Genomic DNA, 26,512 nt, shown 5'->3' on the forward strand with positions numbered 1-26,512 from the left:
CGGCGGAGGCGTCCGGCCGGTGCGGCGGCGGCCTGGACGGGAAACGAACGGATGACCCAAATGCAATCAGGCTGGATTCGCAACGGCATGACGGGTGCCGCGCTGGTCGCGATGGCGACGGTGCTGCAGTCGCTGCTCGTCCATTACGGCGGCCCGAACATGCCGCTCTTGCTCTATTACCCGTTCATCGCGGGGGTGGCGTGGACGGTTTCGTTCGGCGCGGGCCTCGTCGCGTCGCTCGCGAGCGCGCTGCTGATCTGGCTGCTGTTCGTCGGCGACCCGCTCGCCTATCCGCTGTCGCCTGCCATGCAGGCGATGCAGATCGGCCTGTTCCTGCTGGTGTCGGGCGTGGTCTGCGCGGTGGTGGCCGCGTTCCGCCATTCGCGGCTGACCAACGACGCGCTGCGCCGCCGCGAGGCCGCCGCGCGCCAGCAATACGAGGCGATGCTCGCGTCGCTGACGCAGGGCGTGATCGTCACCGATCCGGCCGGGCGCATCACCTACCTGAACCCGGCCGCGGCCGCGCTCGCCGATCTCGACGCGGGCGCCGCGCGCGGCCGCGCGCTCACCGACGCGCTGCACGGCAACGACGGCCACGGCGCGGGCACGCGCTCGACCACCGTGCTCGAGCGGGTGCTCGGCGGCGGCGAGGGCAGCGCCTCGGACCTGCTGTGGCTGCGGCCCGCCGGGCAGGCCGCGCGGATTCCGGTGGCGGCCGTCGCCTCGCCGCTGCGCGACCCCGACGGCGTGCGCAGCGGCGCGGTGCTGGTGCTGCGCGACGTCAGCGCCGATCACGAGCGCGCCACCGCGAACCAGATGCTGCGGCGGCTCGTGGATGCCTCGCCCGACGCGATCATCGGGGTGGGCGCCGATCGCCTGATCACGAGCTGGAACCCGGCCGCGCAGCGCATGTTCGGCTATGCCGAGGCGCAGGCGCTCGGCCGCGACGCCGGCATGCTGGTCGCGCCGCGCTGGCAGCAGCGCCATCCGCTCGACGTGGCGGTGCGCGACGTGCATGACGCGGTGGCCGGCGTCGACCTGCTCTGCCTGCGCGAGGACGGCGTGCGGTTCCGCGCGACGCTGGCGGCCTCGCCCGTGTTCGACGACGAAAACGTCTGCGTGGCGCTGTCGCTGACGCTGCGCGACACGGGCATGCAGCGCCGCCGCGAGCGCCGCAATCATCACCGTCTGCGTGGCGCGCGCGACGCGCGGCGCCAGGCCGACACCTCGAACCGCCTCAAGGACGAACTGCTCGCGATCGTCTCGCACGAGCTGCGCACGCCGCTCAACGTGATCTACGGCTGGGTGGAGGTGATGCGCAACCCGGTGGCCGAGGCGCTGCAGCGCCAGGCGATCGACGCGATCGACCGCAGCGCGCGTTCGCTGTCGCGGATGGTGGCCGACCTGCTCGACGCCTCGTCGCTGGCCACCGGCAAGCTGCGGCTCGACCCGATGCCGGTCGACCTGGTGCGCGTGGTGGCCGACGCCACCGGCTCGCTCGGCACCACGGCGGCCGCCGAGGGCATCACGCTCGAGACGCGCTGCGCGCTCGACACCTGCGTCGTGTCGGGCGACGCCGAGCGGCTCAGGCAGATGCTCTCGAACCTGCTGTCGAACGCGTTCAAGTTCACGCCGCGCGGCGGCCGCGTGACGGTCGCGCTGGTGCGTGAGGACACGCGCGCGCTGCTGAGCGTGACCGACACGGGCCAGGGCGTGGCGCCGGAATTCCTGCCGCATGTGTTCGAGGCGTTCCGGCGCGCCGAGGGTTCGCCGGCCTCGCCGCGCCGCGGCCTCGGGCTGGGCCTGTCGATCGTGCGCCACATCGCCGAGCTGCATGGCGGCAGTGCGCGCGTGACGAGCGACGGCACCGGGCGCGGCACCACCTTCGAGGTCGCGCTGCCGGCCGGCTGGCAGCCGGCCGGCGCGCTGACCTGGGCCTCCCAGACGACGGCGAGCGTGCCGGCCTCCCACGAACGGCTGCACCTCGACGGCCAGCGCATCTTGCTGGTCGACGACGACGCCACCTCGCGCACCAGCCTCGCCACCGCGCTCGCCACGCTCGGCGCCGAGATCGTGGTGGCCGAGTCGGGGCGCGACGCGCTCGCCAGGATCGAGGCCGCGCGGCCGACCGTGGTGCTGTCCGACCTCGCGATGCCGGACGGCGACGGCTTCTGGCTGCTCGACGCGCTGCGCGGCGGCAGCTACACGGCCGCGCCGGTGCTGGCCGTGACCGCTCACGCGGGGCAGGCCGACGAGCGGCGCGTGCTGGCCGCCGGCTTCGACGGCTACCTGTGCAAGCCGGTCGACATCCAGCTGCTCGCGCGCGAGATCCTGCGCACCACGCAGGCGCGCGGCGCGGCGCTGCCGCCGCGCGTGTTGCCGCCGAAGCAGGCGCTCGGCTCGCGGCTGCCCGACTGAGCCTGCGTCCGGTTCCGCATCCGGTTCCTCGCTGCGCGCGCGGAACCACGCCCTGAACGGGCCGCCCCCGGCATCCGCGTGCCGGGGCGCCGTCGGGCTCGCCCGGCCCTCCTTCCCGCCGCATCTCTTCCGCACGCTCAGCTTTCGCATGCGTCGCGCGCCTCGTAAATCTTGCAATCAGCTTGCCGAAAAGCGTGCCCCCTGCCGCGGCGCCCGACGCGGCGCGGCCGGGCGGCCGGGAACGGGTGTTGCGGGCCGACAGGTACCGCCGGCGTCGGGCCGGCTTGATCCAGGGAGCTCACGATGACACACCGCCTCGCACGCCAGTTCCTGTCGACGCCGCGCCGGCGGCATCCGGCACGCCGCCTCCTGGCGGTCGCGCTGACGGCGGCCACTGCGTTCTGCGCCGGTGCCGCGTTCGATGCGAACGCGGCGGACAGCGGTGACACGCTGGCCAGCGCGACGCACTCGGCCGGCGCGAAGATGCACGACATGACCCTCACCACCAAGGCGAAGGCCGCGCTGGTGCAGGCGAGCGGGCTCGACTCGGGCGACGTCCACGTCAGCACGAAGAACGGCCAGGTGACGCTCACCGGCAGCGTGCCCGACGAGTCGCAGCGCCCGCTCGCGATCGCCGCCGTGAAGAGCGTGGACGGCGTGCGCGGGGTGGAGGACCAACTGACCATCCACGCGCGCTAGGCGCGCCGCCGCGGGCGAGTGCGTGCGTGATTCGTCCCGGTGGTTCGTCGGTGATTTCGCCCGTGGTTCCAGGGGTCGCGCTGGCGCCAGGCGCGCCGGTCCGATCCGCAACGCGATCAGGAGAGCGATGATGAAACGACGCAGCAGAGCATGGCGCGCGGCGGCAATCGCCGCCGCACTCGGCGCGGTCTTCGCGGCATCCGCCCAGACCGACCCGAATCCGACCCCGCACGATCCGCCCGCGGCCGACCCGCGAGTCGGCGCGGAGATCGTCAAGCCGGCCTCGCCGGTCGGCGACGCCGAGATCGCGAAGCGCCCGCAGGGCATCGATCCGGAGTTCGTCGACAAGGCTTCGCTGGCCGGCAAGCGCGAGGTGCAGGCGAGCCAGCTCGCGATCGAGCATTCGGCCTCGCCGGCGGTGCGTGAGTTCGCGAAGATGATGCTCGACGACCACGGCCGCGCCAACGAGCAATTGCGCGTGATCGCCGCGAAGCAGGGCGTGCCGGCGCAGGCGGCGAAGATCGTCGATCCCGACGTCGAGGCGCTGCGCGGCAAGCAGGGCCACGATTTCGATCTCGCCTACGTGGCGGTGGCGGGGCCGGCCGCGCACCGTCAGGCGATCCGGCTGTTCGAGGCGGAGGCGCGCGGCGGCCACTCGACCGAGTTGCGAGCGTTCGCGCAGCAGGGCCTGCCGATGTTGCGCAAGCATCTGGCCGCCGCGCAGAAGCTCGCGCAGCAGGTGGGCAGCTGACGCACGGAACCTCCGCAGCTGATCAGCGGCACGGACGGGCCGGGCGCGCGCGCCACGGCCCGTTTTTCCAGGCCGGCCGCGAGGCCGGTGGGGCGAGGTGAGGCATGTCGATGCCGGATACGAGGGAGGTACCACGATGACGACCGCGTTCGATCGCGAGGGGCTGAATCAACTGCTGTATCAGACGCGCGAAACCACGCTGCGCGCGATCGCCGTCTACGACGCGGCGCTGGCCTGCGCGACGCGCGACGAACTCGGCGACGAGTGGCGCGCGCATCGCGACGCGGCGCGGCGCCGGGCGCAACTGCTCGGCACGGCGTTCGACGCGCTCGGGCTCGATGCCGACACCACTTCGCGCGGTCGCACCGCCGCCGCCGCGCTTGGCAAGTCGCTGCTTGAGGTGATCGCCTACGCCGCGCAGGGTGACGACCGCGCCGCCGCCGAGCGCGTGGCGGCCGAATGCGTGCTGCTGGTCGAGACCAAAGACCAGCTGAATCGCACGCTGCTCGGCATCGCGGCCGAGCGCATCACGGGGCCCGTCGCGCAGGTGCTGAAGGACATGGTGGAGGCCGTCGAGACCGACGGCGAGCCGCGCGTGCTGCATGCGCGCGGCTGGTCGCGCGAGCTGTGGCTCGACGCGCTCGGACTCGCCGCCGTGCTGCCGCCGCCCGAGGAGGTAACGCCGGGGCCGGCGCAGGGCGACGCGGGCGAACCGCGCGGGTTGGCGCGTTGAGCGACGCGTGGGGCAACCCGCCGGGCCGGCACGCGGTGGTGGCGCGATGCGTCGCCGGATAAAAAGAGAGCGTCCGTGAAGGACGCTCCTGGAAACGGGCCGGCCTCGCGGCCGGCGACGAGCAACGCGGTATGGATCAATGCTGGCCGCCGCGCGGTTCGGGGCGGCTCGGCGAGGTTTCGTGCGGCGGCGCATCGATGTCGATGCCGGTATCGACGTCGAAGCGGCCGACGTCGTCAGGTTCCCAGCCGGTGTCTTGCGCCACGGCGGGCTCGGTCGAGGCGACCCAGGCCGGATCGGCGAACGACGGCCAGCGGTGGCGATCGAAGCTCGGCGCGTCGCGCACCTGCTGCGCCGTGACGGCCAGCAGGAAGCACTTGCGGTCGGTATCGAGCGTCAGCGCGTGCCACGGCACCGCGATCAGCTTGTCGCCGATGCCGAGCAGGCCGCCGCTCGACAGCACCGCATAGGCGATGCGGCCGCCGCGCACGTCGAGCATGATGTCCTTGATGTGGCCGACATGGACGCCGTCGGTGGCATAGACGCGGTTGCCGTCGAGCGTCGCCGCGGCCATCACGTCGGGGCCGGGGCCGTCGGTGGGCGTGGCGCGGCCCACGATTCGATCAGGGGCGCGGCCGGAGGCGCCGGATTCGGTGCCGGTCTCGGGATGCGGATTCATCGTCGACCTCCTTGCGGGATGCGATGGGACAGGGTGGCAGGACGGGACGGCGGGGCGCCAGGCGCCGCCGCCTCGGGCTGCACGGCATTCAGTGCAGCAGCCGGCGGCACCCGTCAGGGCGTCCCCGGTTCGCCGCGATCGGGCGACCGGTGGGACGGCGGGTGCGGCTCGGGATCGATCCGCGTGACGCCGCCCGTGGCCGGGGGATCGCTCGCCGGGAACGTATCCTCGAGCGTTTCGTCGATGCGCTTTTCAGGCGGCCGTGCGGGGGGGCGCTCGTGCTTCGAGGCGCCGCGCAGCGGCTGGCGGTTCGCGGCATCGGATTGCGGAATGGGCTGGGAAGCAGTTCGCATCGCTTGTCCTCCGAAGGTTGGGGCGTGTGTTCGATCGAGCAAGCGGCATGCCGGATGCGCCCCGCCTGCCGGGCGCCGCGCCGCGGGTCGGCAAATCCTTTCAACTGGAAAATTTGCAGTTCCGATGTAACGATTTCACGGAACTGACGCATTCGGCGGCGGCCGGCCGAGCTGGCGCCGATACGGGGCATGATGGCGTCCATGCGCGGTCTTCTGGCACGCAATTTGCAATTAAAACCGCTGATTCTGCAATGGGAGGACCGACCGTGAAGCTCATGCCTGCTTCGCCATCCGTGTTCACCGTGCCGCGGGCGCAGCGGCTCGTTGGTCTGGGGATGCATCGCCCGGAGCCGCCGCCCGTGCCCGAGATCGACCCCGAGCGGCAGCCCGGCGACGACGGGCCGCCCGATCCGCCGATGCCGCGGCAGCCGCCGGAAGGCGATCCGCCGTCGCGGCAACCGCCCGAGCGTCTGGCGGGTGCGCGGCGGCGGCGCGCCGGCTCAACCGGGTGGTCCGGAGGAGCCGGGGCGTGTCGATGGAAGTTGCGTCCGGGCACGCCGCGCGCGGCACGGGTAACATGACTGGCGGCAGCACGCGCAGCAGCGGTACGAGGACCGGCACGCGCGCGCCGGCCGCCGCCGGAAACGGCGGCGGCGCGGCGCTGGCGGAACGGTTGCGGGACTCTCTCAGCAGAACGTACAACACAAAGAGGAAAAGCTGATGATTCGATGCCGTGCCGTTCCCGTTTCCCCGCGCCGCATGGGCCTGATGCGCCGCGCGATCGTCCCGTCGCGGCTGACCGTTCTGACGGTGTGCTGCGCGGCCGCCGTGACGGCCCGCGCGCAGACGCCGGGCCCGCTCAGCGAGTGGCAGTACTCGGCCGGCGTACCGCTCGAGAGCCTGTTCAATCCGAACCCGCCCGACAAATGGGACGTGCGGGTGGGCGTGGCCTCCACGTTCCGGCCGCGTTACGACGGCTCCGACCAGTACCGCGCGATGGCCGGCCCGAGCATCGACGTGCGCTACCGCGACCTGCTGTTCCTCTCGACCGGCGAGGGGCTTGGCGTGAACTTCCTGCGCGGCCAGAACTGGCGCGCGACGCTGTCGGTCGGCTACGATCTCGGGCGCCGCTCGGCCGACGATCTCGGCCATCTGAACGGCCTCGACAACATCAATCCGGCGCCGAAGATCAAGCTGTCGGCCGACTACGTGCTGTCCAAGCGCTTCCCGCTGGTGCTGCGCGGCGACGTGCAGCGCTACGTCGGCGGCGCGAACGGCTGGGTGGCCGATTTCGCGGCCTACATGCCGCTGCCGGGCAGCTCCGAGCGCTTCTTCTGGTTCGCGGGTCCGAACGTGACGTTTGCCGATTCGCGCTACATGAACAGCTGGTTCGGGGTAAACCAGGGGGAGTCGGCGCGCTCGGGGATTCCGGCGTATTCTGCGAAAGCGGGCCTGAGATCCTATGGCGGCGGCATCACGATGGTGTGGTTCTTCCGCAAGCACTGGTTCCTCACGGCCGACGGCGCGATCCAGCAACTGGTGGGCAGCGCCCGTCACAGCCCGATCACGCAGAGTTCCGCGAACGCCACGTTCGATCTGTCGATCAATTACCAGTTCTAGTTCTGGCATCCATGCCCGTCGCGCGGCCCGGCCGCGCGGCGAGAGAGGCACCCCGTACAGGAGGAGACGATGGAGCAGGCACGGAATCAAAACCCGGTGAAGACGCCGGCCCCCGGATTGAACGCGGCGCCGTCGACGGCCGCGGCCGAGCGCGGCGCCGAACGCAGGCTGACTCCCGAGCGGATCGCCTCGAAGATGCCGACCGGCCTGCCGGCGATCGACCGCGCGCGCTACACGCTCGAGCACGGCGACCCGGTGCGCCGCGCCGCGAGCCGGATCGCGACGCTCGACAACGCGGCGATGGGCGCGTCGGGCAACAGCGTCGACGTGGACGGCAAGAGCTTCGACGCGCACCGCGATGCGTCGCACTGGCACGACAACGTGATCCACTCGAACGCCTCGCTCGACGACAGCGTCGTGACGCCCGACGACGGCCTGGCAGGCTTCGCCTGTCGTCGCGGCGGATTGCAGCCGGCCGTGGAGACGCGCTTCGGCTGGCAGGTCAGCCAGACCGGCATCGTCGATGCCGGCCGCACCAACGGCGCACGCACGGTTCGCGTGATCCGGCTCGAACCTTCGTCATCCTGATCGATTTCTGACGCATGCCGGTCCGGCCGCCGGCCGGGCCGACGAGTCGCGCGGGCTCGCCGCCGCGCGAACGTGGTCGCGCGAATGCGGTCGCGCGTGCGCCGTCATCCATCCCCTTCCTTTTGCGCATCGACACCCCGCCTCGCGGCGGGGTGTCGATGCGTCATTCGTCTTGAAGGCGATTACTGCGGGCCGAGTTCCTGCGCCGACGAATCGGCGTCGTTGCCCTGCGCGATCAGCACGTGGATGTCGTTCGGCACCACGTCGGCGATGCCGCCCGCCGGGATCGTCAGCACCAGCCAGTCGGCGTTGTTCGCGAGGTTGAACGGCGCCGTGGTCAGGACCGGCGTCTTCGAGCCGGTGGTCGTGACGATGATCTGATAGCTGCCGCCGTTCAGGTAGATCGAATCCTGCGTGGTGGCCGGCACCGCGTTCTGGTAGGTGACGTTCGACAGCGTCGGGTTGGCCGCCGTGATGTTGGTGTTGCCGGCCGTCACCACGTAGATGTCCAGGTTCTGCGCGTTCGGCGAGGCGTTGAAGCTGCGCAGGCGCGCCTGGTTCGACAGCAGGCCCTTGTCATACGGGTCGTCGATCACCGAGATCGGCGACGAGGTGCTCGGCAGCGCGATCGTCGTGTAGTGATGGCCGTTGGCCGTCGTGAACGACTGCGCGCCGATCGCCGTGCTGGTGCCGGTGGAGTTGTAGGACGTCGTCGTGGCGCCGCTGTTCACGTCGCCGTAGCGCGTCACGCCCTTGTAGGCGATGTTGGCCGTATTGAGCTGCGTGTTCAGGTAATAGTCGACGTTCGGGCCGAGCGGCACCGCGTTGATGAAGCGCGCTTGCGGCTTCGAGACGCCGATGATCGTGCCGATGTCGTTGCCGTCGCCGCCGCCGCAAGCGGCGAGCACTGCCACTGCCGAAACCATCACCGCCAGGGTACGAATCGTTTTCATGTTCTTCCTCTCTGAACTCTTGTTCATATGATGTTGCTCAATCCGCGCGCCTCGCGGCGCCGGTGTCTCGCGACCAGTGAATAAGGACTGCCCGGCGAATGCGACCCCCTTCGGTACCCCTTCGCCGGTCCCGCGCCATCGAGGGCGGGCGATGCTGTTGAGCACGACGCGTTCCCGATGGCGGCCGATGCCGCGCGCGATGTCGAATCGAGGCCGCCGCGCGGCGTGCGAAAGCGGCGCGGGACGGGCCCGTGGAGGGCGGCGCGCCGTGTCGGTGAGCGCGCATGGCGAACCGGCAGCGCGAGATGCAGGCGCCGCGGCGGAGCGGCCGCTATCGCGACAGCCCGCAACCGGCGGCCCAAATCTTGCGAATCCGCTTGTAAAAAATGCTTCACGCAGGCCGCTCGCGTCACGCGCGCCGGCGCCGAAGCCCCGCCGGGAGCGGTTCGGGCAAGCTGGTATGGATGTTGCACGAGGGAAGGCAGGACCACTCAACCGACCAGGAGCATCCGGATGCCAGTTACGCTCGCGCTGCAGATGCGGCAACACCTGACGCTGACGCCTCGTCTGCAACAGTCGCTGCGACTGCTTCAGCTGTCGTCGCTCGAATTTCAGCAGGAGCTACGTCAGGCGCTCGACACCAATCCGTTTCTCGAAGACGTGCAGATTTCCGGCGACGACGATACGCGCACGCCGTTCGACGAAGCGACCGCCGCGGCCGAATCGGCCGAAACCTCCGAGCCCGCGAGCCTCGTCACCGCCGAACCGGGGCCGCCCGACGGCGAACCTTTGTACACCGCCGAGCCGTCGATGCGCGGCTCGCTGCGCCGCTCGAACGAGAGCTTCGACGTCGAACCGTCGGACCGCCTCGTGCTCGAGCCGTCGCTGCACGAGCACCTGCACGAGGCGCTCTGCCTCTATCCGCTCAACGTGCGCGACCGCGCCGCCGCGCGCACCATCATCGACGCGCTCGACGACGATGGCTACCTGCGCCAGTCGCTGACCGAACTGGCCGAGACGATCGCCGATTCGGACGTCTGCTTCAGCGAACAGGAACTCTCGGTGGCGCTGCGGCTCGTGCAGTCGCTCGACAAGCCGGGACTCGCGGCGCGCTCGCTGTCCGAATGCCTGACGCTGCAGCTGAACGCGATGCCGGGCGGACGCGACGACGTGGAGTGCGCGAAGGTGATCGCCGAGCATCATCTCGAACGCCTCGCGCGCCGCGAGACGGCCGAGATCCAGCGCCGCATCGGCTGCGATACGCGCACGCTGCGCGCGGCCTGCGCGCTGGTGCGCAAGCTCGATCCGCGCCCCGGCAACCATTTCGGCGGCGCGAGCGGCGACTACGTGGTGCCCGACGTGATCGTGCGGCAGGTGAGCGGACGCTGGGTGGTGACGATCAACCCGGCGGTGATGCCGCGCGCGCGGATCCACAAGCTCTATGCCGAACTGTTCGCGAAGTCGAGCGAATCGGCGCAGTCGCCGCTCGGCCAGCAGCTGCAGGAAGCGCGCTGGCTGATCCGCAACGCGCAGAAGCGCTTCGACACGATCCAGCGCGTGGGCGAATGCATCGTCGCGCGGCAGCGCGATTTCTTCCGCTACGGTGCGATCGCGCTGAAGCCGCTGGTGCTGCGTGATATCGCCGAGGAGCTGGACCTGCACGAATCGACCATCTCGCGCGCGACCGGCAACAAGTACATGGCCACGCCGCACGGCACCTTCGAGTTCAAGCACTTCTTCCCACGCAAGCTCGAGGCGGCGGGGCGCGGTGCCTGCTCGGCGGCCGCGGCCAAGGTGCTGATCCGCGAGATGATCGCGGCCGAGCCCGGCGGCGAACCGCTCTCCGACGTGGCGCTGGCGCAGCGCCTGGCCGGCCGCGGGGTGGTGCTGGCACGGCGCACCGTCACCAAGTACCGGCAGGCGATGAAGATCCTGCCGGCCGAGCTGCGCCGGCGCGTGCCGATCTGAGGCGCGCGGCGGCCGCGCCGCTTCGCGACGGCGGTTTCAGGGATCCAGTTTCAAAGGTTCAATCAGGAGGTAGACATGCTTCGATACGCGGTCATCTTTTTCATCATCGCCATCATCGCGGCGGTGTTCGGATTCGGCGGCATCGCGGCGGGCGCGGCCGAAATCGCGAAGATCCTGTTCTTCATCTTCGTGGTGATCTTCCTCGTCACGCTGCTGCTTGGCGTGGTCCGAAGATAAGGACCGCGCTGGCATCCGGCACGGCCTGCGCCCACGCGGCTGCCGTGTCCGTGACCCAGACCCTCGCCCGGTGCGAGGGTTTTTTTCATGGTTTTTCGAGCACGGCCTGGATCAGCGCCGCGCGCGATTCGCGCAGGTTGCGCGCGAGGTTGCCGGTCATCTCGCCGAAGCCGTCGCCCATCACGAGCGGCAGGCCGAGCGCGGGCGGTGGCGTGCCGGCCTCGCGCGCCTGCGCCGCGCGTGCCGCGAACCAGGCGATGCCCTCGGCGGTGCTGTCGGTCCAGTCGATCACGCGAAAGCCCGCCTTCTCCAGATGCGTGCGCATCGCGCCGGCCGTGACGAGAAAGCTCGACGTCGGCCCCGGCGCCCACGGCACCGGGAAGTGCAGCGGCGCGTCGCCGACGGCCACCACGTCGAAGATCGCGAACCGTCCGCCCGGGCGCAGCACGCGGAATGCCTCGGCATACAGCGTATCGCGGTCGGCGATGTTCATCGCCACGTGCTGGGTCCAGGCCACGTCGAAGCTGTCGGCCTCGTAAGGCAGCGCGAGCGCGTTGCCGTGCCGGTAGCCGACGCGCCCGGCCAGCCCGCAGCGCTGCGCGAGGAACTGCGCCGCCTCGACGAACGAGCGGCTCAGGTCGATGCCCTGCACCTCGCAGCCATGGTGGGCCGCCAGATAGCGCGACGGACCGCCGAGGCCCGCGCCGATGTCGAGCACGCGCGTGGCCGGCCCGAGCGGCAGCTGCCGCGCGAGTTCCCTGGTGGCGGCAAGCCCGCGCGAGTGAAACTGGTCGAGCGCCGCGAGATCCTCGGGGCGCAGCGGCCGGGCGTCGAGGCCGCTTGCGGCCAGCGCGGCGCGCAGCCGCTCGACGAGGTTCGCGGGTTCGTAGTGGCCCGTGCCGGTGCCCGGTTCCGCATCCGTCATGCCGATTCTCCTTTGCGTGCCGCGCGCGGCCGTGCGGCCACGCGCATGATCCGCGGTTCCCGCCGTCGGCATCCGCCCGATCTGCTAGCAGTCTAGCCAGCGCGCGCGGCGCCCGCCACGTGCGAATCTGCCAACTGCGGCGGTATTCGAGCCATGGCGCCCGGGCCGCCTTCGCGGGGCGAAGTGCTGTCGTGTCTGCATGAATTCAGAAACCGGCAGCGGCCAACAATCTCGCCAGGTTCGTGCAAACCCTTATCCGGCGGGGTTTTGCGGCCGGTTGTAGGCAAAACGACAGGTTGCCTTCGCGAATCACCCGCTTGCTCATTTAGATGTTATCGCTAATCTATCGGCTTTTGGATGCTCATTGACATCCAAGTGTGGATCGACGGCCGGCAGTGGGCCTGTCGAGGCCGACCCCGGCCGGGCCGTCGCGGCGTTGCGCGACGGCCCGGCCACAACGCTTTCCAGGGTGATGCAGGTGGATACGAAAACAAGACTGGAAGATGGCGCGAGCTTGCGTGGTGGCCCGAACGGCACGCCGAAGCGACGTGCCAGGGCGCTGGCCATCGCGGCCGGCATCGTCGTGATCGGCGGCGGGCTGTGGTTCCATCACGCGCAGAACGGCGCGAACGCGGCCAACGCCGCGCCGCCGCCGCACGAGGTCACGGTCAGCCGGCCGCTGGTGCGCGATCTCGACACGCGCATCGGCTTCCTCGGCCAGTTCTCGGCGGTCGATCAGGTCGAGCTGCGCGCGCAGGTGGGCGGCACGCTGACGGGCATCCATTTCCGCGACGGCGCCGTGGTCCACAAGGGCGACCTGCTGTTCACGATCGATCCGGTGCCCTACGAAATCCGCTACGCGCAGGCGAAGGCGCAGCAGCAGACCGCCGCGGCGCGCCTGGTGCTCGCGAAGCAGGAACTCGCGCGCGCGCAGGAGCTCGAGCGCAGCCAGGCCGGCACCACGCAGAACACCGAGCAGCGCACCTCCGAGCTGCACGCCGCGCAGGCCGCGCTCGACGACGCCGACGCGCAGGCGCGCGACGCACGCTTCGACCTCGACCATTGCCGCATCGTCGCGCCGTTCACCGGCCGCATCGGCCGCCACCAGGTGTCGGTGGGCAACCTGATCGCCGGCAGCCGCTATGCGACCAGCCCGACCACGCTGCTCACCACGATCGTCTCGCTCGATCCGATCTATCTCGACTTCGACATGAGCGAGTCGGACTACGAGGCGTTCCAGCGCTATCGCGGCAATGCGGCCGGCATGCCGTCGAACCGCGTCGAGCTGGCCGCGGGCGATTCGACCACCTATGACCGGCAGGGCACGCTCGACTTCGTCGACAACGTGCTCGATCGCTCGAGCGGCACGATCCACGCCCGCGCGACGGTGGCCAACGCCGACGGCCAGTTCACGCCCGGCGAGTTCTCGCGCGTGCGCGTGGCGGTGGCGGTGCCGACCCCGACGCTGCTGGTGCCCGACGCCTCGGTGCTGCCGAACCAGTCCGAGCATCTGGTGCTGACGGTGGGCGCCGACGGCACGGTGGTGCCCAAGCAGGTGGAGACGGGCGACGTGCGCGGCGGGCTGCGCGTGATCCGCTCGGGCCTGAGCAAGGATGACCGCGTGATCATCGACGGGCTGCCGTTCGCGGCGCCGGGCTCGAAGGTGGCCACCCACGACGGCGCGATCCGCTACGCCGACCAGTCGGCTGCCGCGCCGGCCGGACAAACCGCGCAGCAAGCGCAGTAACGGGGCGACCAGGCCATGCGAATCGCCCATTTCTTCATCGACCGCCCGCGCTTCGCGACGGTGGTCAGCGCGTTCCTGACACTGATCGGGCTCGGCGCGATGTTCGTGCTGCCGGTCGCGCAGTATCCGGAGATCGTGCCGCCCACGGTGCAGGTCACCACGTCCTATCCAGGCGCCTCGGCCGACACCATCGCGCGCACCGTGGCCACGCCGCTCGAGCAGCAGATCAACGGCGTCGAGAACATGCTCTACATGAGCAGCCAGTCCACCGGCAACGGCCAGTTGACGGTGACGGTCACGTTCCGTATCGGCACCGACCTGAACGTCGCGCAGATGCTGACGCAGAACCGCGTGCAGGATGCGCTGCCGCGGCTGCCCGAGGACGTGCAGCGGCTCGGCGTGCAGGTGCGCAAGTCCACGCCGAGCATCCTGCTGGCGGTGCATCTGTACTCGCCGAACCACTCGCACGACACGCTCTACCTGTCGAACTACGCGACGCTGCACGTGAAGGACGCGCTCGCGCGGCTGCAGGGCGTGGGCGACGTGCAGATCCAGGGCGCGCGCGAATACGCGATGCGGATCTGGATCGATCCGGACCGCGTGGCCGCGCGCGACATGACCGCGAGCGAGGTGCTGGCCGCGCTGCGCGCGCAGAACGTGCAGGTCTCGGCGGGGGTGCTGAACCAGCCGCCGGTCGCGCACGGCGACGCGTATCAGGTCAACGTCGAGGCGCTCGGCCGGCTCACCACGCCCGAGCAGTTCGGCGACATCGTGCTGAAGTCCGACCCGCAGGGGCGCGTCACGCGCGTGCGCGACATCGGCCATGTGGAGGTGGGCGCGGCCGACTACGGCTCGACTTCGTTCAAGGACCGCGACGACGCCACCGCGATGCTGATCTACGCGCAGCCGGGCGCCAACTCGCTCGCCGTCGAGCACGAGGTGCTGCAGTCGATGGAGGAACTCAAGAAGGAGTTCCCGGCCGGCGTCGACTACCAGATCATCTACGACCCGACCATCTTCATCGGCAAGTCCGTCAACGAGGTGATCACCACCATCTTCGTGGCGATCCTGCTGGTGGTGGGCGTGGTGTTCGTGTTCCTGCAGAACTGGCGCGCCACCATCATCCCGGTGGTGGCGATCCCGGTGTCGCTGCTCGGCTCGTTCATCGTGCTGTCGATGTTCGGGATCTCGCTGAACAACCTGTCGCTGTTCGGGCTGGTGCTGGCGGTGGGGATCGTGGTGGACGACGCGATCGTGGTGGTGGAGAACGTCGAGCGCAACATCCAGGCCGGCATGTCGGCCGTCGAGGCCGCGCACCGCACCATGGACGAGGTCGGCGGCGCGCTGCTGTCGATCGCGCTGACGCTGTGCGCGGTGTTCGTGCCGTCGGCGTTCCTGAGCGGCATCTCGGGGCTGTTCTTCCGGCAGTTCGCGGTGACCATCGCGGCCTCCACGGTGATCTCGTGCTTCGTCTCGCTGACGCTGAGCCCGGCGCTGTGCGCGGTGCTGTTCAAGTCGCACGAGCACGACACGGCCGGCGCCGGCGGCGGGCGCGTGGCGCGCTTCGTGCAGGCCGGCTTCGCACGCTTCAACCGCGGCTTCGACAAGCTCTCGTTCGGCTACGGCAACCTCACGCGCCGGCTGATCCGCGGCCTCACGGTGATGCTCGCGATCTACGTGGCGCTGATCGCGGTGGCCGGGCTCGAGTTCTCGCGCACGCCCACCGGCTTCATTCCGGAGCAGGACCAGGGCTACCTGATCACGGTGATCCAGCTGCCGCCGGGCGCCTCGCTCGAACGCACCGAGAAGGTGGTGCGCCAGGTCACCGACATCGCGCTGAATACGCGCGGCATCGAGCACGCGGCGCCGTTCGTCGGCCTCGACGCGACCACGCTGACGGTGGCGTCGAACTCGGGCACGGTGTTCACCGGCCTGCCGTCGCTCTACAACCATTCGCTGCCGGGCGTGACGGCCGAGACGGTGCTGGCCGACCTGCGCCGTCGTCTGTCGGGCATCAAGGACGCCTACGTGCTGACGATCCCGCCGCCGCCGGTGCAGGGCCTCGGCAGCGCGGGCGGCTTCAAGCTGATGCTCGAGGACCGCGCGGGGCTCGGCCCCGAGGCGCTCGTCAAGGCGGCCAAGTCGCTGGTGGCCGCCGCCAACAAGGACCCGCACTTCGCCGGCGTGTTCACGCTGTTCAACGCGGGCTCGCCGTCGGTGTTCGCCGACATCGACCGCGTCAAGGCGCAGAAGCTCGGCGTGACGCCCACCGACGTGTTCTCGACGCTGCAGGTCTATCTCGGCTCGCAGTACGTGAACGACTTCAACTATCTGGGGCGCACCTATGAGGTGATCGTGCAGGCCGACGGCAGCTTCCGCCGCAGCGGCGCGGACATCTCGCGGCTCAAGACGCGCAACGCCGCCGGCGAGATGGTGCCGATCGGCTCGGTCGCGCAGTTCGAGGACCGCACCATCCCGTACCGCGTGCCGCGCTACAACCTGTATCCGGCCGCCGAGGTGCAGGGCGCCGCGGCACCGGGCGTGGCCACCGGCACCGCGCTGCGCCAGATGGAGGAACTCGCGCGTCAGGTGCTGCCGCAGGGCATCTCGTTCGAGTGGACCGACCTGGCCTACCAGCAGCAGCAAAAGGGCACGCCGACGCTGGTGGTGTTCGGCGCCGCCGCGCTGTTCGTGTTCCTGGTGCTGGTGGCGCAGTACGAAAGCTGGAAGCTGCCGCTCGCGATCGTGCTGATCGTGCCGATGTGTATCCTCGCCTCGGTCACCGGGCTGTCGCTGCGCGGCATGCCGATCGACATCCTCGCGCAGATCGGCTTCGTGGTGCTGGTGGGGCTGGCGGCCAAGAACGCGATCCTGATCGTCGAGTTCGCGCGACAGAAGGAGGACGAGGGCTCGGACGCGGCCGGCGCCGCCGTGCATGCGGCCCGCACGCGGCTGCGCCCGATCCTGATGACCTCGTTCGCGTTCATTCTCGGCGTGGCCCCGCTCGCGGTGGCGACCGGCGCCGGCGCGGAGATGCGGCAGTCGCTCGGCACCGCGGTGCTGTTCGGCATGCTCGGCGTGACGGGCTTCGGCCTGCTGTTCACGCCGACCTTCTACGTCTTCATCCGGCGGTTCGGCCGCAAGCAACACGCCGGCGATACGCTCGCCGGCAGCCAGGAGCACGCATGATGACGACCTTCAATCCAGTCCTGAACACGCACCTCGCCCCACGTCTTGCGCCACGCCTCGCGCTGGCCGCGGCGCTCGCGTTCGCGCTGGCCGGCTGCGCGGTCGGCCCCGATTACAAGGCGCCCGCCGACGCGCTGCAGCCGTTCCACCATGCGCCCGCCGACCGACACGACGGCGCGGCGGGGCCGGCCGCGCCGCTCGACGCGTGGTGGACCGGCTTCCACGATCCGATGCTGGTGACCATCGTCGATCGCGCGCTGGCGCAGAATCTCGACCTGGCCGCCGCGCTGGCCCGCGTGCAGCAGGCGCGCGCGGCCGCCTCGGGGGCCGGCGCGGAACTGCTGCCGACCTTCGATCTCGAAGGCGCGGCCACCGACCAGCACCAGAGCGAACTGAGCCCGACCGGCTCGCTCGCGCGCGCGTTCCCGGGCTACAGCCGCAACCAGCGCGAGTACACGCTGGGCGGCGCGGCGAGCTGGGAGATCGATCTGGCGGGCGGCCTGCGGCGCAACGCGGCCGCGGCCGCCAACGAGGCGCAGGCGGCCGAGGCGGACCGGCTCGGCACGCGCGTGAGCGTGGCCGCCGACGCGGCCGACGCCTATCTGCAGGTGCGCGGCTTCCAGGCGCGGCTCGCGGTGGCCAACGACCAGATCGCGACCGACGCGCAACTGCTCGAACTCGTGAAGGCGCGCCGCCACGCGGGCGCCGCCGACGAGCGCGAGGTCGCGCAGGCCGACGCGCTGCTGCGCCAGGCGCGGGCGCTGGTGCCGACGCTGCGCACCAGCCTCGTCGCGCAGTTGAACCGGCTCGACATCCTGATGGGCGCGCAGCCGGGCACCTACGCGAGCCAGCTCGCGGTGCCGGGCGAGATCCCCGGGATTCCGTCGATCGACGCGAGCGCGACGCCCACCGACGTGCTGCGCCGCCGCCCCGACGTGATCGCGGCCGAGCGACGCCTCGCGGCGTCGAACGAACGGATCGGCGCGGCGCTGTCGGACTACTATCCGAAGCTCTCGATCTCGGGGCTGCTCGGCTTCGACAGCATCAACGCGGGCCAGCTGTTCACGGCGCGCGCGTTCCAGCCCACCGTCACGGCGGGGCTGCGCTGGCGGCTGTTCGATTTCGGCAAGGTGGACGCCGAGGTCAAGTCGGCGCGCGGGGCCAACGCCGAGGCGCTGGCGCAGTACCGGCAGGCGGTGCTGAAGGCGGCCGAGGACGTCGAGAACGCGTTCGTGACGCTGGCCGAGACGCAGACGCGGCGCGTCGAACTCGATGCCGAGGTCGCCTCGCTGACGCGCGCGCGCGACCTGTCGCAGAAGGCCTACAAGGCCGGCGCGATCACGCTGACCGACGTGCTCGACGCTGACCGTCAGCTGCTGGGCGCGCGCGACGATCTCGACGCGACGCGTTCGGACGCCGCGCGCGCGGCGGTGTCGGTGTTCCGGGCGCTCGGCGGCGGCTGGTCGACCGGCACGGCCAGCGCGTCGGCACCGGCCTCGGCATCGGGGACGGCGGCCACGCCGCCGGCCGCCGCAGCGAGCCCGGCCGGCACGCCGGACCCGGTGGACTCGCTGGGCTCCGCAAGCCCGGCGGCCACGCCCGCGGCGCGCCGCGCGACGGCCGGCTGAGCCGGCCTGCCGCCGTAGGCGGCCACCACCGGCGGCCACCACCGGCCGCCGCGACGCTGCGGTTACTGCTGCAGCGTCTTGCGCGCCTCGCGCAACACCGACGCCGCGAGTGTGTCGTCGTTGACGAGGCGCGCCACCGTCATCGCGCCGATCATCGTCGAGACGATCACCGTGGCCCGCTTGCGGGCCGCGGCCGGCGTCAGTTCCGTCATCAATCCGTTCGTGAACAGCTCGATCAGCGAGACCATGCCGGCCGAGGCCGCGTCGCGCACGTCGTCGCTGCGGCGCGCGAGTTCGCTCGCCAGCGACACGAACGTGCAGTCGCAGCCGATGTCGTGGAAATGCGATTCGGAGAGGTATTGCTCGATCGCGGCGTTGATGCCGCGCTTGCCGGGCCAGCGCTCGAGCGTGGCCGACATCGAGGCGTGCATCGAATCGGTGGCGAGCTGCAGCGATTCGAGCACGACATGGTCCTTCGAGGCGAAGTGCTTGTAGAACCCGCCGTGCGTGAGCCCGGCGTCGGCCATCACGTCGGACAGCGCGGTCGCTTCGATGCCTTTTTCACGGAAGCGCCGCGACGCGGCCTCGACGATGCGCTGGCGGGTTTCGGCCGCCTCCTGTCTGGACTTTCTCATGAGCGGGAACGGTGTCGGGATGTTTCGGATTTGATACCGCATCCGCCCGCTCATGGCAAGCGCTGAAAGCGCCGTGCAGGCGCCGCCTCAGCCGAGCGCGGCCTGGTAGCGACGGCCCACCTCGACCCAGTCCACCACGTTGTAGAACGCCGCGATGTAGTCGGGCCGGCGGTTCTGGTACTTCAGGTAGTACGCGTGCTCCCAGACGTCGAGGCCGAGGATCGGCGTGTTGCCCGTCATCAGCGGGCTGTCCTGGTTGCCGCTGCTTTCCACCACCAGCGTGCGCTGCGGGCTCACGCCGAGCCAGGCCCAGCCGCTGCCGAAGCGCGTCAGCGCGGCCTTCGTGAACGCGTCGCGGAACGCGTCGAAGCCGCCCAGCTCGGCGTCGATCGCCGCGGCGAGCCGGCCTTGCGGACGGCCGCCGCCGGCCGGCGACATCACGCTCCAGAACAGGCTGTGGTTGGCGTGGCCGCCGCCGTTGTTGCGCACCGCGCCGCGCACGGCCTCCGGCAGCGACGCGAGGCCGGCCACGAGTTCCTCGACGGGCGGGAACGGCAGGCCCGCGCCTTCGAGCGCCGCGTTCAGGTTGTTGACGTAGGTCTGGTGATGCTTGCCGTGGTGGATCTCCATCGTCTGCGCGTCGAGGTGCGGTTCGAGCGCGTCGTAGGCATACGGCAGCGGGGGCAGGGTGTACGGCATCGATGACTCCGGTGGATGGGTTCGGGTGAGCGGGCGACGGCGTGCCGCGGCGGCGATTGCCGCGTGAGCGTCGAGACGAGGCCGGCGGCGATCTGCATGGCGGTCTCCTCGGCCAGGATCCATCGCGCATTCGGCGCATGAATGCGAATGATAATTATTTTTATTTGATGTTACGAAATGACCCTGTCCGGGGTGGGGTGGGAGTGCTAGGGCAAGAGTCGCTGCAAGGATGCAACACCGTCCCCCCGTCCGCTCTCGCGGGCCGGGCGGACGGGCCGGATCGACGTGACGCGGCGGCCGGGCCGCCCGCGCTCAGGCGGTGCCCTTCACCGCGCGCGGCAGTTCCACCGCGAACACCGTCTGCCCCGCGCCTTCCGACAGCGCGCGCACCGAGCCGCGATGCATCTGGATCACCTTCTGCACGATGTGAAGGCCGAGCCCGAGGCCGTCGCGCGGCTGCTTCATGGCCGCGCCCGGCACGAACGCCTCGAACAGGTGGGGCAGGACGGCCGGCGGGATCGCGCCGTGGTTGCTGACCTTGAGGCGCACCTGGTGGGGCGACTCGCCGTCGACGTCGACGACGATGGTGCCGCTCGGCTCGCCGTGATGCAGCGCGTTGCTGACGAGGTTCGACACCGCCTGCCAGAGCAGGTCCGCGTCCCACTCGCCGTGAGTGTCGCCGCGCGCAGCCACGGCGATGCGCTCGCTGCCGGCGGTGCCGCCGAATTCGTCGACCACCGCGCGGCACAGCGTGGCCAGCTCCACCTGCCGCGTCTGCAGCCGCAGCCGCCCGCCCTGCAGCCGCGCGAGATTGAGCAGCTGATGCACCATCCGCGCCATGCGCAGCGAGCTGCTCTTGATGCGCGCGGCCACCGCCGCGGTCTGCGTGCCGGACGGATCGCGCATCAGGTATTCGGCCGAGGCCAGCACCGCGCCGAGCGGCGTGCGCAGGTCGTGGCCGAGCACCGCCATCAGCATCTCGTTGGCTTCGAGCAGCTGCCGCGTGGTCTGCAGCTGCTCGGCAACCAGGCGCTTGTGCTGTTCGAGCTGGACGAACACGTCCACCTTCGAGCGCAGGATCATCGGATCGACGGGCTTGTAGAGGAAATCCACCGCACCCGCCTCGTAGCCGCGGAAGGTGCGCGAGGCATCCTCGGCGGTGGCGGTGAGGAAGATGATCGGCACGTGCGAGGTGCGCGGGCTGCCGCGCATCAGCGAGGCGAGTTCGAAGCCGTTCATCACCGGCATGTTGACGTCGAGGATGGCGAGCGCGACCTCGTGCTTGAGCAACAGGTCGAGTGCCGCCGTGCCCGAGTTGGCCACCAGCAGCTCGACGTCGTGGCGCGCGAGCAGCGCCTGCAACGCGGTGATGTTGTGGACGACGTCGTCGACGATGAGGATGTTGACTGAGGTCATGGAATGAATCAGGAGAAAACCGGCAAGTCCGCGAGCCGGCGGGCCATCGCGGCGGGGGAAAGCACTTCGTCGGCGGCGTGGTGTTCGATCGCCGTGCGCGGCATGAACGGCGAGGCCGCCGAATCCGGCGCCTGCACCCAGGCCGTGCCGCCCCGCGCGCGCAGCGCCTCGAGGCCGGCGGTGCCGTCATCGTTGGCACCCGACAGCAGGATGCCGAGCAGCCGCTCGCGGTAGGCATGGGCGGCCGATTCGAACAGCACGTCGATCGACGGCCGCGAGAACCGCACCCGCGCGTCGATCGACAGCGCCACGGTGCGACCGTCGTCCACCAGCATGTGATAGGCGGGCGGCGCGACGTAGACATGGGCCGGCAGCAGCGGCTCTCCGGCATCGGGCTCGATAACGGGCAGCGCGCAGCGGCCGGTGAAGGTTTGCACCAGATGGCTCGGCGAATCGGCCGGCAGATGCGTGACGATCAGCACGACCGCGCCGAAGCCGGCCGGCAGCGCGGGCAGCAGCACGTTCAGCACCTCGATGCCGCCCGCGGACGCGCCGATCACCACCGCCTCGAAAGCGCGCGCGCCGGCCGGCCCGGACGGGTGCTCCGTGGTGGCGGGCGGCGGCGGGCGGTTCATGCGCGGCTCCGGGCGGCGCCCGAGGGCAGGCAAGGCGTGAGGGACAGGGCCATGGTGGCTAGCGTTTCTGGTAGATGCGTTCGCGTTCACGGAACTCGCCGAACGCCTCCTGCAGCGCGGAGAAGCGCAGGCTTTCCTTGCTGCCGAGCCCGAGGAAGCCGCGCCGCACGAGGGTTCGCTCGAACAGCGCGAGCGCGCGATCCTGCAGCGCGCGATCGAAATAGATCAGCACGTTGCGGCACGACACCAGGTGCGCCTCGAGGAACACCTCGTCGGTCGACAGGCTGTGATCCGCGAACACCACGCGTTCGCGCAGCGAGCCGGTGAAGCGCGCGCCGCCGTAGGCCGCGTGATAGTAGTCTGACAGCGAGCGCTTGCCGCCCGCGGCCAGATAGTTGCGCGAGAATCCGGCGATCCGGTCCAGCGTGTAGATGCCCGCCTCGGCGCGCGCGAGCGCGTCCGGGCTGATGTCGGTGGCATAGAACAGCGTGCGCTCGGTCAGCCCTTCCTCGTCGAACAGGATCTTCAGCGACCATAGCTCCTCGCCGGTGCTGCAGCCGGCCACCCAGACCTTGATCGACGGATAGGTCCTGAGCAGCGGCAGCACGTGCTCGCGCAGCGCGAGGAAGTAGGGCGGGTCGCGGAACATGTCGCTGACCTGCACCGTCAGGTACTGGAACAGCCGCGTGAACTCGGTCTCGTCGCGCAGGATCCGGTCCTGCAGCTGCGAGAGCGTGGGCAGGCCGAACTCGGCCAGCGCCTGGCTCAGGCGGCGGCGCAGCGAGGACGGCGCGTAGTGGCGGAAATCGTGCTGGTACTTCTGGTAGATCGCCTCGAGCAGGAGCGTCAGCTCGATATCGAAATCGGCCGTGTGCCGCGACGGGGCGAGGGGCGGACGGGATTGCATGCGGTGCCTTATTGCATCAGCGCTGCCGGAACCAGACGCGGCACAGCGACAGCAGCCGGTCGACGTCGAGCGGCTTCGAGATGTAGTCGTCCGCGCCGGCCTCCAGGCAGCGCACGCGGTCGTGCGCCATCGCCTTGGCGGTCAGCGCGATGATCGGCAGGTGCGCGAAGCGCGGATTGCGGCGGATCTCGGCGGTGGCCGTCAGGCCGTCCATCTCCGGCATCATCACGTCCATCAGCACCAGGTCGACATCCTCGCCGCGCTCCAGCACGTCGAGCGCCTCGCGGCCGTTGCGCGCGATCAGCAGCTTCGCGCCGAGCGGCTCGATCACGTGCGAAAGCGCGAAGATGTTGCGCGCGTCGTCCTCGGCCAGCAGGATCGCGCGGCCCTCGAACGCGTTGTCGCGCTGGCGCACCGTGCGCAGCATGCGCTGCTGCTCGGGCGCGAGCGAGGATTCGACGCTGTGCAGGAACAGCGTGACCTCGTCGAGCAGCCGCTCGGGCGATTTCGCCCCCTTGATGATGATCGACTTCGAGTAGCGGCGCAGCCGGTGTTCCTCGTCGGCCGACAGCATGCGGCCGGTGTAGACGATCACCGGCAGCGCCGGGCGCGCGGCGTCGGCGGCGAGCCGCTCCAGCAGGTCGTAGCCGGTGCCGTCGGGCAGCGCGAGGTCGGTCACCACGCAGTCGAAGCCGCCCTGCGCGAGCTGTTCGAGCGCGCTCGCGAGCGTGGCCACCGCGACGATCTCGGTGGTCTCGCCCTCCAGCAGCACGCGGATGCTCTCGCGCATCGCGGTGTCGTCCTCGATCACGAGCACGCGCTTGACGTGCTGCTGCAGGCGCCCTTCGAGGCGCCGGATCGCCGCTTCGAGCGTCGAACGCGCGGTGGGCTTGAGCGTGTAGCCGACCGCGCCGAGGTGCAGCGCCTTCTCGGTATGATCGGTGGCCGCCACGATGTGGATCGGGATGTGGCGCGTGAGCGTGTCGCTCTTGAGCCATTCGAGCACGGTCAGGCCCGAACGGTCGGGCAGGCCGATGTCGAGCAGCACGGCGGTCGGCTGCATGTCGCGCACCAGCGCGATGCCCGAGGTGCCGTCGCTGGCGTGGACGAAATCGAAGTCGAGTTCATGCACCAGATCGCGCAGGATCGCGGCGAACACCGGATCGTCCTCGATCGCGAGGATCAGGCGGTGCGGGCGCTGGCGCGCGTCGCGGTCGTCGGCGATCGGCGCGGCGCCGCGGCTCTCGGCGTCGTTCGCGGCGCGGTGCGGGGCGGCGGGCGCATGAGGCGCGAGCGCCGCGTGCGCGGCATGCGGCGCCGGCGTGACGTAGCTGGCGCGCGGTTCCGCGCTGGCGGCGGGCACCGGCGGCGCGGCCATGTCGACCGGCGCGACCGTCACGGTGGCCTGGCTCGGCGCCACCGCGAACACCGGATCGAGCGGCAGCCACAGCGTAAACACGCTGCCCTTGCCCGGTTCGCTCGCCACGCCGATGCGTCCGCCCAGCAGTCGCGCGAACTCGCGCGAGATCGACAGGCCGAGGCCGCTGCCGCCGTATTGCCGGCTGGTCGAACCGTCGGCCTGCTGGAACGCCTCGAAGATCAGCTCGAGCTTGTCGGGCGCGATGCCGATGCCGGAGTCGCGCACGTCGAGGCGCACCATGCCCGCGTCGTCGGCCGAGATGGTCAGCGACACTTCGCCGTGTTCGGTGAACTTCAGTGCGTTCGACAGCAGGTTGCGCAGGATCTGCGTCACGCGCTGGCTGTCGCTGACGAGCGTGGCGGGCGTGCCCGGCGTGCGTTCGAGCGTGAGCGCGAGGCCCTTGGAGGCCGCCATCGGCTCGAAGGTCTCGCGCAGCGACTGCATCAGCGCTTCCAGCGAGACCGTCTCGGGCTCGATCGTGATCTGGCCGGCCTCGACCTTCGACAGGTCGAGGATGTCGTTGATCAGCACCAGCAGGTCGCTGTTCGAGGCGTGGATCGTCTCGGCGTAGCGCACCTGCTCGTCGGTCAGGTTGCCGGCGCGGTTCTCCTGCAGCAGCCGCGCGAGGATCAGCGAGCTGTTGAGCGGCGTGCGCAGCTCGTGGGACATGTTGGCGAGGAATTCGGACTTGTAGCGGCTCGACTGTTCGAGGCGGGCGGCGTTGGCCGACAGCGCCTCCTGCGCCGTGACGAGCTCGGCCTTCTGCCGTTCGAGCCGCTGTGCGTATTGCTCGAGCTGTTCGTTGGTCTGTTCGAGCTCGGCCTGCTGTTCCTCGAGCCGCGCCTGCGAATCGGTCAGCGCGCGGCCGCGTTCCTCGAGTCCCTCGTTGGACACGCGCAGCTCCTCCTGCTGCACCTGCAGCTCCTCGTTGAGCTGCTGGGTTTCGGCGAGCGTCTCCTGCAGGCGTTCGCGATACTGCGCCGCAGCGAGGAAGTCGCCCATGCTGGTGGCGATCAGCTCCAGCAGTTCGAGGTCGCGCGGCTCGATCTCGCGCATGAAGGCCAGTTCGACCACGCCGTTGACGGCGTCATCGTTGAGGATCGGCAGCACCACGATGCCGCGCGGCTGGCTCGCGCCGAGCCCCGAGCTGACCGTCAGGTAAGTGTCGGGCACGTCGCGCAACACGATCGTGCGACGCGAGGCGGCCGCCTGGCCGACCAGGCTTTCGGGCTCGCGAAAGTTGCGGCCCGCGCTCTGGTGCTCGTGGTTGAAGCCGTGCGCCGCCACGCGGCACAGCTCGCCGGTGGTGGCGGCGCGCACGTAGACGGCCGATACCACCACGTCGAGATACTGCGCGAGGAAATCGAGCATCGCGAGGCCGACCAGCGCCGTGCTGCCCTGGCCGACCACCTTCTCGGCCAGCAGGCGCTGGCCCGAGCGCAGCCACACCTGCTGCTGCAGCACCTCGGTCTGTTCGGCCTGCCGGCGCAGCACGCCGTCGTAGGTGCGCGACAGGTCGAGCAGCTCGCGGCGTCCGCGCCACGCGAGCACGCCGCTGACCAGCACGCTGAACAGCAGGAAGATGCCCACCAGCGTCGAGGTCAGGCTCTTCGCGGCGGCGCTGCGCTGCTGGCGCAGCGCGAGTTCGACGTCGAGGAACGAGCCGAACTCGCGTCTCGTCTCGTCGAATTCGAGCTTGCCGCGGCCGGCCTGCACGGGGGCGCGGTAGTCGAGGTTCTTGCGCCGCAGATCGATGATTTCACCCGAGTAGCGGTTCCAGCGCTCCTGGATTGCCTGGATCCGCCGCAGCGCCTCGACCTGGGGCGGATTGTCGGCCACCAGCGTCATCAGCGATTCGATCTCGGCGTGAAAGCGCGCGTCGTCGAGTTCGTAGGGGGAAAGAAAGCTTTCGTTGCCGGTGATCAGGTAGCCGCGCAGCGACGATTCCCGCTCCACCGCGAGGCGTAGCATCTCGTTGGCGTCGCCGATCACCCGCTCGGAATGCTCGACCCAGCTCATGGTCGAGACCAGATAGAACACCAGCGCGATGAACACGCCGGCCGTCACGATGCCCATGCCCAGCGGCAGGGCGATGTTGCGCTGGATGATGCGTCGGAACGCGGTTTGATCGACTGCGGCGGTGGCGGTCATTTTTTCCGTATGCGTGCTGTGGTTCGATCCCGGTCGGTATTTTTGACGAGTTGACGGCGTTGCGCGCCGTCCCCGGGAGCCCCTGGCAGTGAGGGCCTCACATACTACTGCGGCAGGCTCGGCCCGCGCTAGATGATGCGCTGCGCGAACGGCGCGTTTTG

22 protein-coding genes are annotated in these 26,512 nt (G+C 70.4%); 12 read left to right on the forward strand and 10 right to left on the reverse strand.

All coding sequences use genetic code 11. From position 1 onward, the window contains the following. Positions 1-51 precede the first annotated feature (51 nt). From bpln_RS06205 to bpln_RS06220, 4 genes are all read left to right on the forward strand, one after another. Positions 52-2,418 carry a hybrid sensor histidine kinase/response regulator gene (locus tag bpln_RS06205; RefSeq protein WP_244132104.1) on the forward strand — a complete coding sequence of 789 codons (2,367 nt, stop codon included), beginning with the start codon at positions 52-54 and terminating at the stop codon, positions 2,416-2,418. A gap of 303 nt (positions 2,419-2,721) precedes the next feature. Continuing rightward, the gene (locus bpln_RS06210; RefSeq protein WP_042624450.1) at positions 2,722-3,117 is read left to right on the forward strand and encodes a BON domain-containing protein; all 396 of its coding nucleotides are present in this window, start codon (positions 2,722-2,724) and stop codon (positions 3,115-3,117) included. A gap of 127 nt (positions 3,118-3,244) precedes the next feature. Further along, positions 3,245-3,868: a DUF4142 domain-containing protein gene (locus bpln_RS06215; protein WP_055138334.1), complete on the forward strand. Its 624-nt coding sequence runs from the start codon at positions 3,245-3,247 to the stop codon at positions 3,866-3,868. Positions 3,869-4,004: 136 nt separating this feature from the next. Next, positions 4,005-4,601 carry a hypothetical protein gene (locus bpln_RS06220; RefSeq protein WP_055138335.1) on the forward strand — a complete coding sequence of 199 codons (597 nt, stop codon included), beginning with the start codon at positions 4,005-4,007 and terminating at the stop codon, positions 4,599-4,601. Positions 4,602-4,737: 136 nt separating this feature from the next. Here the strand turns inward: bpln_RS06220 and bpln_RS06225 are convergent, their stop codons facing one another. Both bpln_RS06225 and bpln_RS06230 read right to left on the reverse strand, forming a co-directional pair. Beyond that, positions 4,738-5,280 (reverse strand): PRC-barrel domain-containing protein, encoded by a 543-nt coding sequence (locus bpln_RS06225; RefSeq protein WP_055138336.1) that lies wholly within the window; start codon positions 5,278-5,280, stop codon positions 4,738-4,740. A 113-nt stretch (positions 5,281-5,393) separates the two neighbouring features. Then, positions 5,394-5,633 carry a hypothetical protein gene (locus tag bpln_RS06230; protein WP_338025965.1) on the reverse strand — a complete coding sequence of 80 codons (240 nt, stop codon included), beginning with the start codon at positions 5,631-5,633 and terminating at the stop codon, positions 5,394-5,396. A 47-nt stretch (positions 5,634-5,680) separates the two neighbouring features. On the opposite strand from bpln_RS06230, the gene bpln_RS35125 reads away from it, so the two are divergent. From bpln_RS35125 to bpln_RS06240, 3 genes are all read left to right on the forward strand, one after another. Next, complete coding sequence (locus bpln_RS35125; protein ID WP_148653941.1) at positions 5,681-6,214, forward strand: hypothetical protein; 534 nt, start codon at positions 5,681-5,683, stop codon at positions 6,212-6,214. Positions 6,215-6,353: 139 nt separating this feature from the next. Then, complete coding sequence (locus bpln_RS06235) at positions 6,354-7,253, forward strand: MipA/OmpV family protein (protein ID WP_042624455.1); 900 nt, start codon at positions 6,354-6,356, stop codon at positions 7,251-7,253. 69 nt (positions 7,254-7,322) lie between these two features. Continuing rightward, positions 7,323-7,841, forward strand: coding sequence for a DUF3005 domain-containing protein (locus bpln_RS06240; protein WP_055138337.1), 519 nt, complete (start codon positions 7,323-7,325; stop codon positions 7,839-7,841). A gap of 182 nt (positions 7,842-8,023) precedes the next feature. Here bpln_RS06240 and bpln_RS06245 read toward each other — a convergent pair whose 3' ends face one another. After that, positions 8,024-8,794, reverse strand: coding sequence for a DUF4397 domain-containing protein (locus bpln_RS06245; protein WP_042624457.1), 771 nt, complete (start codon positions 8,792-8,794; stop codon positions 8,024-8,026). Between the two features lie 513 nt (positions 8,795-9,307). On the opposite strand from bpln_RS06245, the gene bpln_RS06250 reads away from it, so the two are divergent. Both bpln_RS06250 and bpln_RS33620 read left to right on the forward strand, forming a co-directional pair. Then, positions 9,308-10,762 carry an RNA polymerase factor sigma-54 gene (locus bpln_RS06250; protein ID WP_042624458.1) on the forward strand — a complete coding sequence of 485 codons (1,455 nt, stop codon included), beginning with the start codon at positions 9,308-9,310 and terminating at the stop codon, positions 10,760-10,762. Positions 10,763-10,837: 75 nt separating this feature from the next. After that, positions 10,838-10,999: a DUF1328 family protein gene (locus bpln_RS33620; protein ID WP_012735230.1), complete on the forward strand. Its 162-nt coding sequence runs from the start codon at positions 10,838-10,840 to the stop codon at positions 10,997-10,999. 85 nt (positions 11,000-11,084) lie between these two features. Here bpln_RS33620 and bpln_RS06255 read toward each other — a convergent pair whose 3' ends face one another. After that, positions 11,085-11,924, reverse strand: coding sequence for a class I SAM-dependent methyltransferase (locus bpln_RS06255; protein WP_055138338.1), 840 nt, complete (start codon positions 11,922-11,924; stop codon positions 11,085-11,087). Positions 11,925-12,402: 478 nt separating this feature from the next. On the opposite strand from bpln_RS06255, the gene bpln_RS06260 reads away from it, so the two are divergent. The 3 genes from bpln_RS06260 to bpln_RS06270 are packed head-to-tail and all read left to right on the forward strand — an operon-like array spanning position 12,403 to position 18,488. Further along, positions 12,403-13,671: an efflux RND transporter periplasmic adaptor subunit gene (locus bpln_RS06260; protein ID WP_042626487.1), complete on the forward strand. Its 1,269-nt coding sequence runs from the start codon at positions 12,403-12,405 to the stop codon at positions 13,669-13,671. Positions 13,672-13,686: 15 nt separating this feature from the next. After that, the gene (locus bpln_RS06265) at positions 13,687-16,860 is read left to right on the forward strand and encodes an efflux RND transporter permease subunit (RefSeq protein WP_042624459.1); all 3,174 of its coding nucleotides are present in this window, start codon (positions 13,687-13,689) and stop codon (positions 16,858-16,860) included. Then, entirely contained in the window at positions 16,857-18,488 is a 1,632-nt protein-coding gene (locus bpln_RS06270; RefSeq protein ID WP_226993611.1) for an efflux transporter outer membrane subunit, read from the forward strand. Before bpln_RS06265 ends, bpln_RS06270 begins: the two co-directional genes overlap by 4 nt. A 62-nt stretch (positions 18,489-18,550) precedes the next feature. Here bpln_RS06270 and bpln_RS06275 read toward each other — a convergent pair whose 3' ends face one another. The 6 genes from bpln_RS06275 to bpln_RS06300 all read right to left on the reverse strand — a co-directional run bounded on the left by bpln_RS06275 (position 18,551) and on the right by bpln_RS06300 (position 26,351). Next, positions 18,551-19,123 (reverse strand): TetR/AcrR family transcriptional regulator, encoded by a 573-nt coding sequence (locus tag bpln_RS06275; protein WP_042624460.1) that lies wholly within the window; start codon positions 19,121-19,123, stop codon positions 18,551-18,553. Between the two features lie 87 nt (positions 19,124-19,210). Beyond that, entirely contained in the window at positions 19,211-19,822 is a 612-nt protein-coding gene (locus tag bpln_RS06280) for a superoxide dismutase (protein WP_042624461.1), read from the reverse strand. A 312-nt stretch (positions 19,823-20,134) separates the two neighbouring features. Continuing rightward, on the reverse strand, positions 20,135-21,238 hold the full coding sequence (locus bpln_RS06285; RefSeq protein WP_042624462.1) for a hybrid sensor histidine kinase/response regulator: 1,104 nt from the start codon (positions 21,236-21,238) through the stop codon (positions 20,135-20,137). 8 nt (positions 21,239-21,246) lie between these two features. Beyond that, complete coding sequence (locus bpln_RS06290; RefSeq protein ID WP_055138339.1) at positions 21,247-21,873, reverse strand: chemotaxis protein CheB; 627 nt, start codon at positions 21,871-21,873, stop codon at positions 21,247-21,249. Between the two features lie 58 nt (positions 21,874-21,931). After that, positions 21,932-22,780, reverse strand: coding sequence for a CheR family methyltransferase (locus tag bpln_RS06295; RefSeq protein WP_042624464.1), 849 nt, complete (start codon positions 22,778-22,780; stop codon positions 21,932-21,934). 16 nt (positions 22,781-22,796) lie between these two features. After that, positions 22,797-26,351: a response regulator gene (locus bpln_RS06300; RefSeq protein ID WP_042624465.1), complete on the reverse strand. Its 3,555-nt coding sequence runs from the start codon at positions 26,349-26,351 to the stop codon at positions 22,797-22,799. Positions 26,352-26,512: the final 161 nt, after the last annotated feature.

Source organism: Burkholderia plantarii (assembly GCF_001411805.1).
GTDB classification, from domain to species: Bacteria; Pseudomonadota; Gammaproteobacteria; order Burkholderiales; family Burkholderiaceae; genus Burkholderia; species Burkholderia plantarii.

Excerpts from the sequence above, each read along its gene's own strand:
- bpln_RS35125 (WP_148653941.1), top strand. The coding sequence starts at position 5,681 with ATGCCGGATGCGCCCCGCCTGCCGGGCGCCGCGCCGCGGGTCGGCAAA.
- bpln_RS06300 (WP_042624465.1), bottom strand. The coding sequence starts at position 26,351 with ATGACCGCCACCGCCGCAGTCGATCAAACCGCGTTCCGACGCATCATC.
- bpln_RS06215 (WP_055138334.1), top strand. The coding sequence starts at position 3,245 with ATGATGAAACGACGCAGCAGAGCATGGCGCGCGGCGGCAATCGCCGCC.
- bpln_RS06265 (WP_042624459.1), top strand. The coding sequence starts at position 13,687 with ATGCGAATCGCCCATTTCTTCATCGACCGCCCGCGCTTCGCGACGGTG.
- bpln_RS06280 (WP_042624461.1), bottom strand. The coding sequence starts at position 19,822 with ATGCCGTACACCCTGCCCCCGCTGCCGTATGCCTACGACGCGCTCGAA.
- bpln_RS06290 (WP_055138339.1), bottom strand. The coding sequence starts at position 21,873 with ATGAACCGCCCGCCGCCGCCCGCCACCACGGAGCACCCGTCCGGGCCG.
- bpln_RS06220 (WP_055138335.1), top strand. The coding sequence starts at position 4,005 with ATGACGACCGCGTTCGATCGCGAGGGGCTGAATCAACTGCTGTATCAG.
- bpln_RS06210 (WP_042624450.1), top strand. The coding sequence starts at position 2,722 with ATGACACACCGCCTCGCACGCCAGTTCCTGTCGACGCCGCGCCGGCGG.
- bpln_RS06250 (WP_042624458.1), top strand. The coding sequence starts at position 9,308 with ATGCCAGTTACGCTCGCGCTGCAGATGCGGCAACACCTGACGCTGACG.
- bpln_RS06255 (WP_055138338.1), bottom strand. The coding sequence starts at position 11,924 with ATGACGGATGCGGAACCGGGCACCGGCACGGGCCACTACGAACCCGCG.
- bpln_RS06275 (WP_042624460.1), bottom strand. The coding sequence starts at position 19,123 with ATGAGAAAGTCCAGACAGGAGGCGGCCGAAACCCGCCAGCGCATCGTC.
- bpln_RS06225 (WP_055138336.1), bottom strand. The coding sequence starts at position 5,280 with ATGAATCCGCATCCCGAGACCGGCACCGAATCCGGCGCCTCCGGCCGC.
- bpln_RS06295 (WP_042624464.1), bottom strand. The coding sequence starts at position 22,780 with ATGCAATCCCGTCCGCCCCTCGCCCCGTCGCGGCACACGGCCGATTTC.
- bpln_RS06270 (WP_226993611.1), top strand. The coding sequence starts at position 16,857 with ATGATGACGACCTTCAATCCAGTCCTGAACACGCACCTCGCCCCACGT.
- bpln_RS06205 (WP_244132104.1), top strand. The coding sequence starts at position 52 with ATGACCCAAATGCAATCAGGCTGGATTCGCAACGGCATGACGGGTGCC.
- bpln_RS06235 (WP_042624455.1), top strand. The coding sequence starts at position 6,354 with ATGATTCGATGCCGTGCCGTTCCCGTTTCCCCGCGCCGCATGGGCCTG.
- bpln_RS06240 (WP_055138337.1), top strand. The coding sequence starts at position 7,323 with ATGGAGCAGGCACGGAATCAAAACCCGGTGAAGACGCCGGCCCCCGGA.
- bpln_RS06285 (WP_042624462.1), bottom strand. The coding sequence starts at position 21,238 with ATGACCTCAGTCAACATCCTCATCGTCGACGACGTCGTCCACAACATC.
- bpln_RS06245 (WP_042624457.1), bottom strand. The coding sequence starts at position 8,794 with ATGAAAACGATTCGTACCCTGGCGGTGATGGTTTCGGCAGTGGCAGTG.
- bpln_RS06230 (WP_338025965.1), bottom strand. The coding sequence starts at position 5,633 with ATGCGAACTGCTTCCCAGCCCATTCCGCAATCCGATGCCGCGAACCGC.
- bpln_RS33620 (WP_012735230.1), top strand. The coding sequence starts at position 10,838 with ATGCTTCGATACGCGGTCATCTTTTTCATCATCGCCATCATCGCGGCG.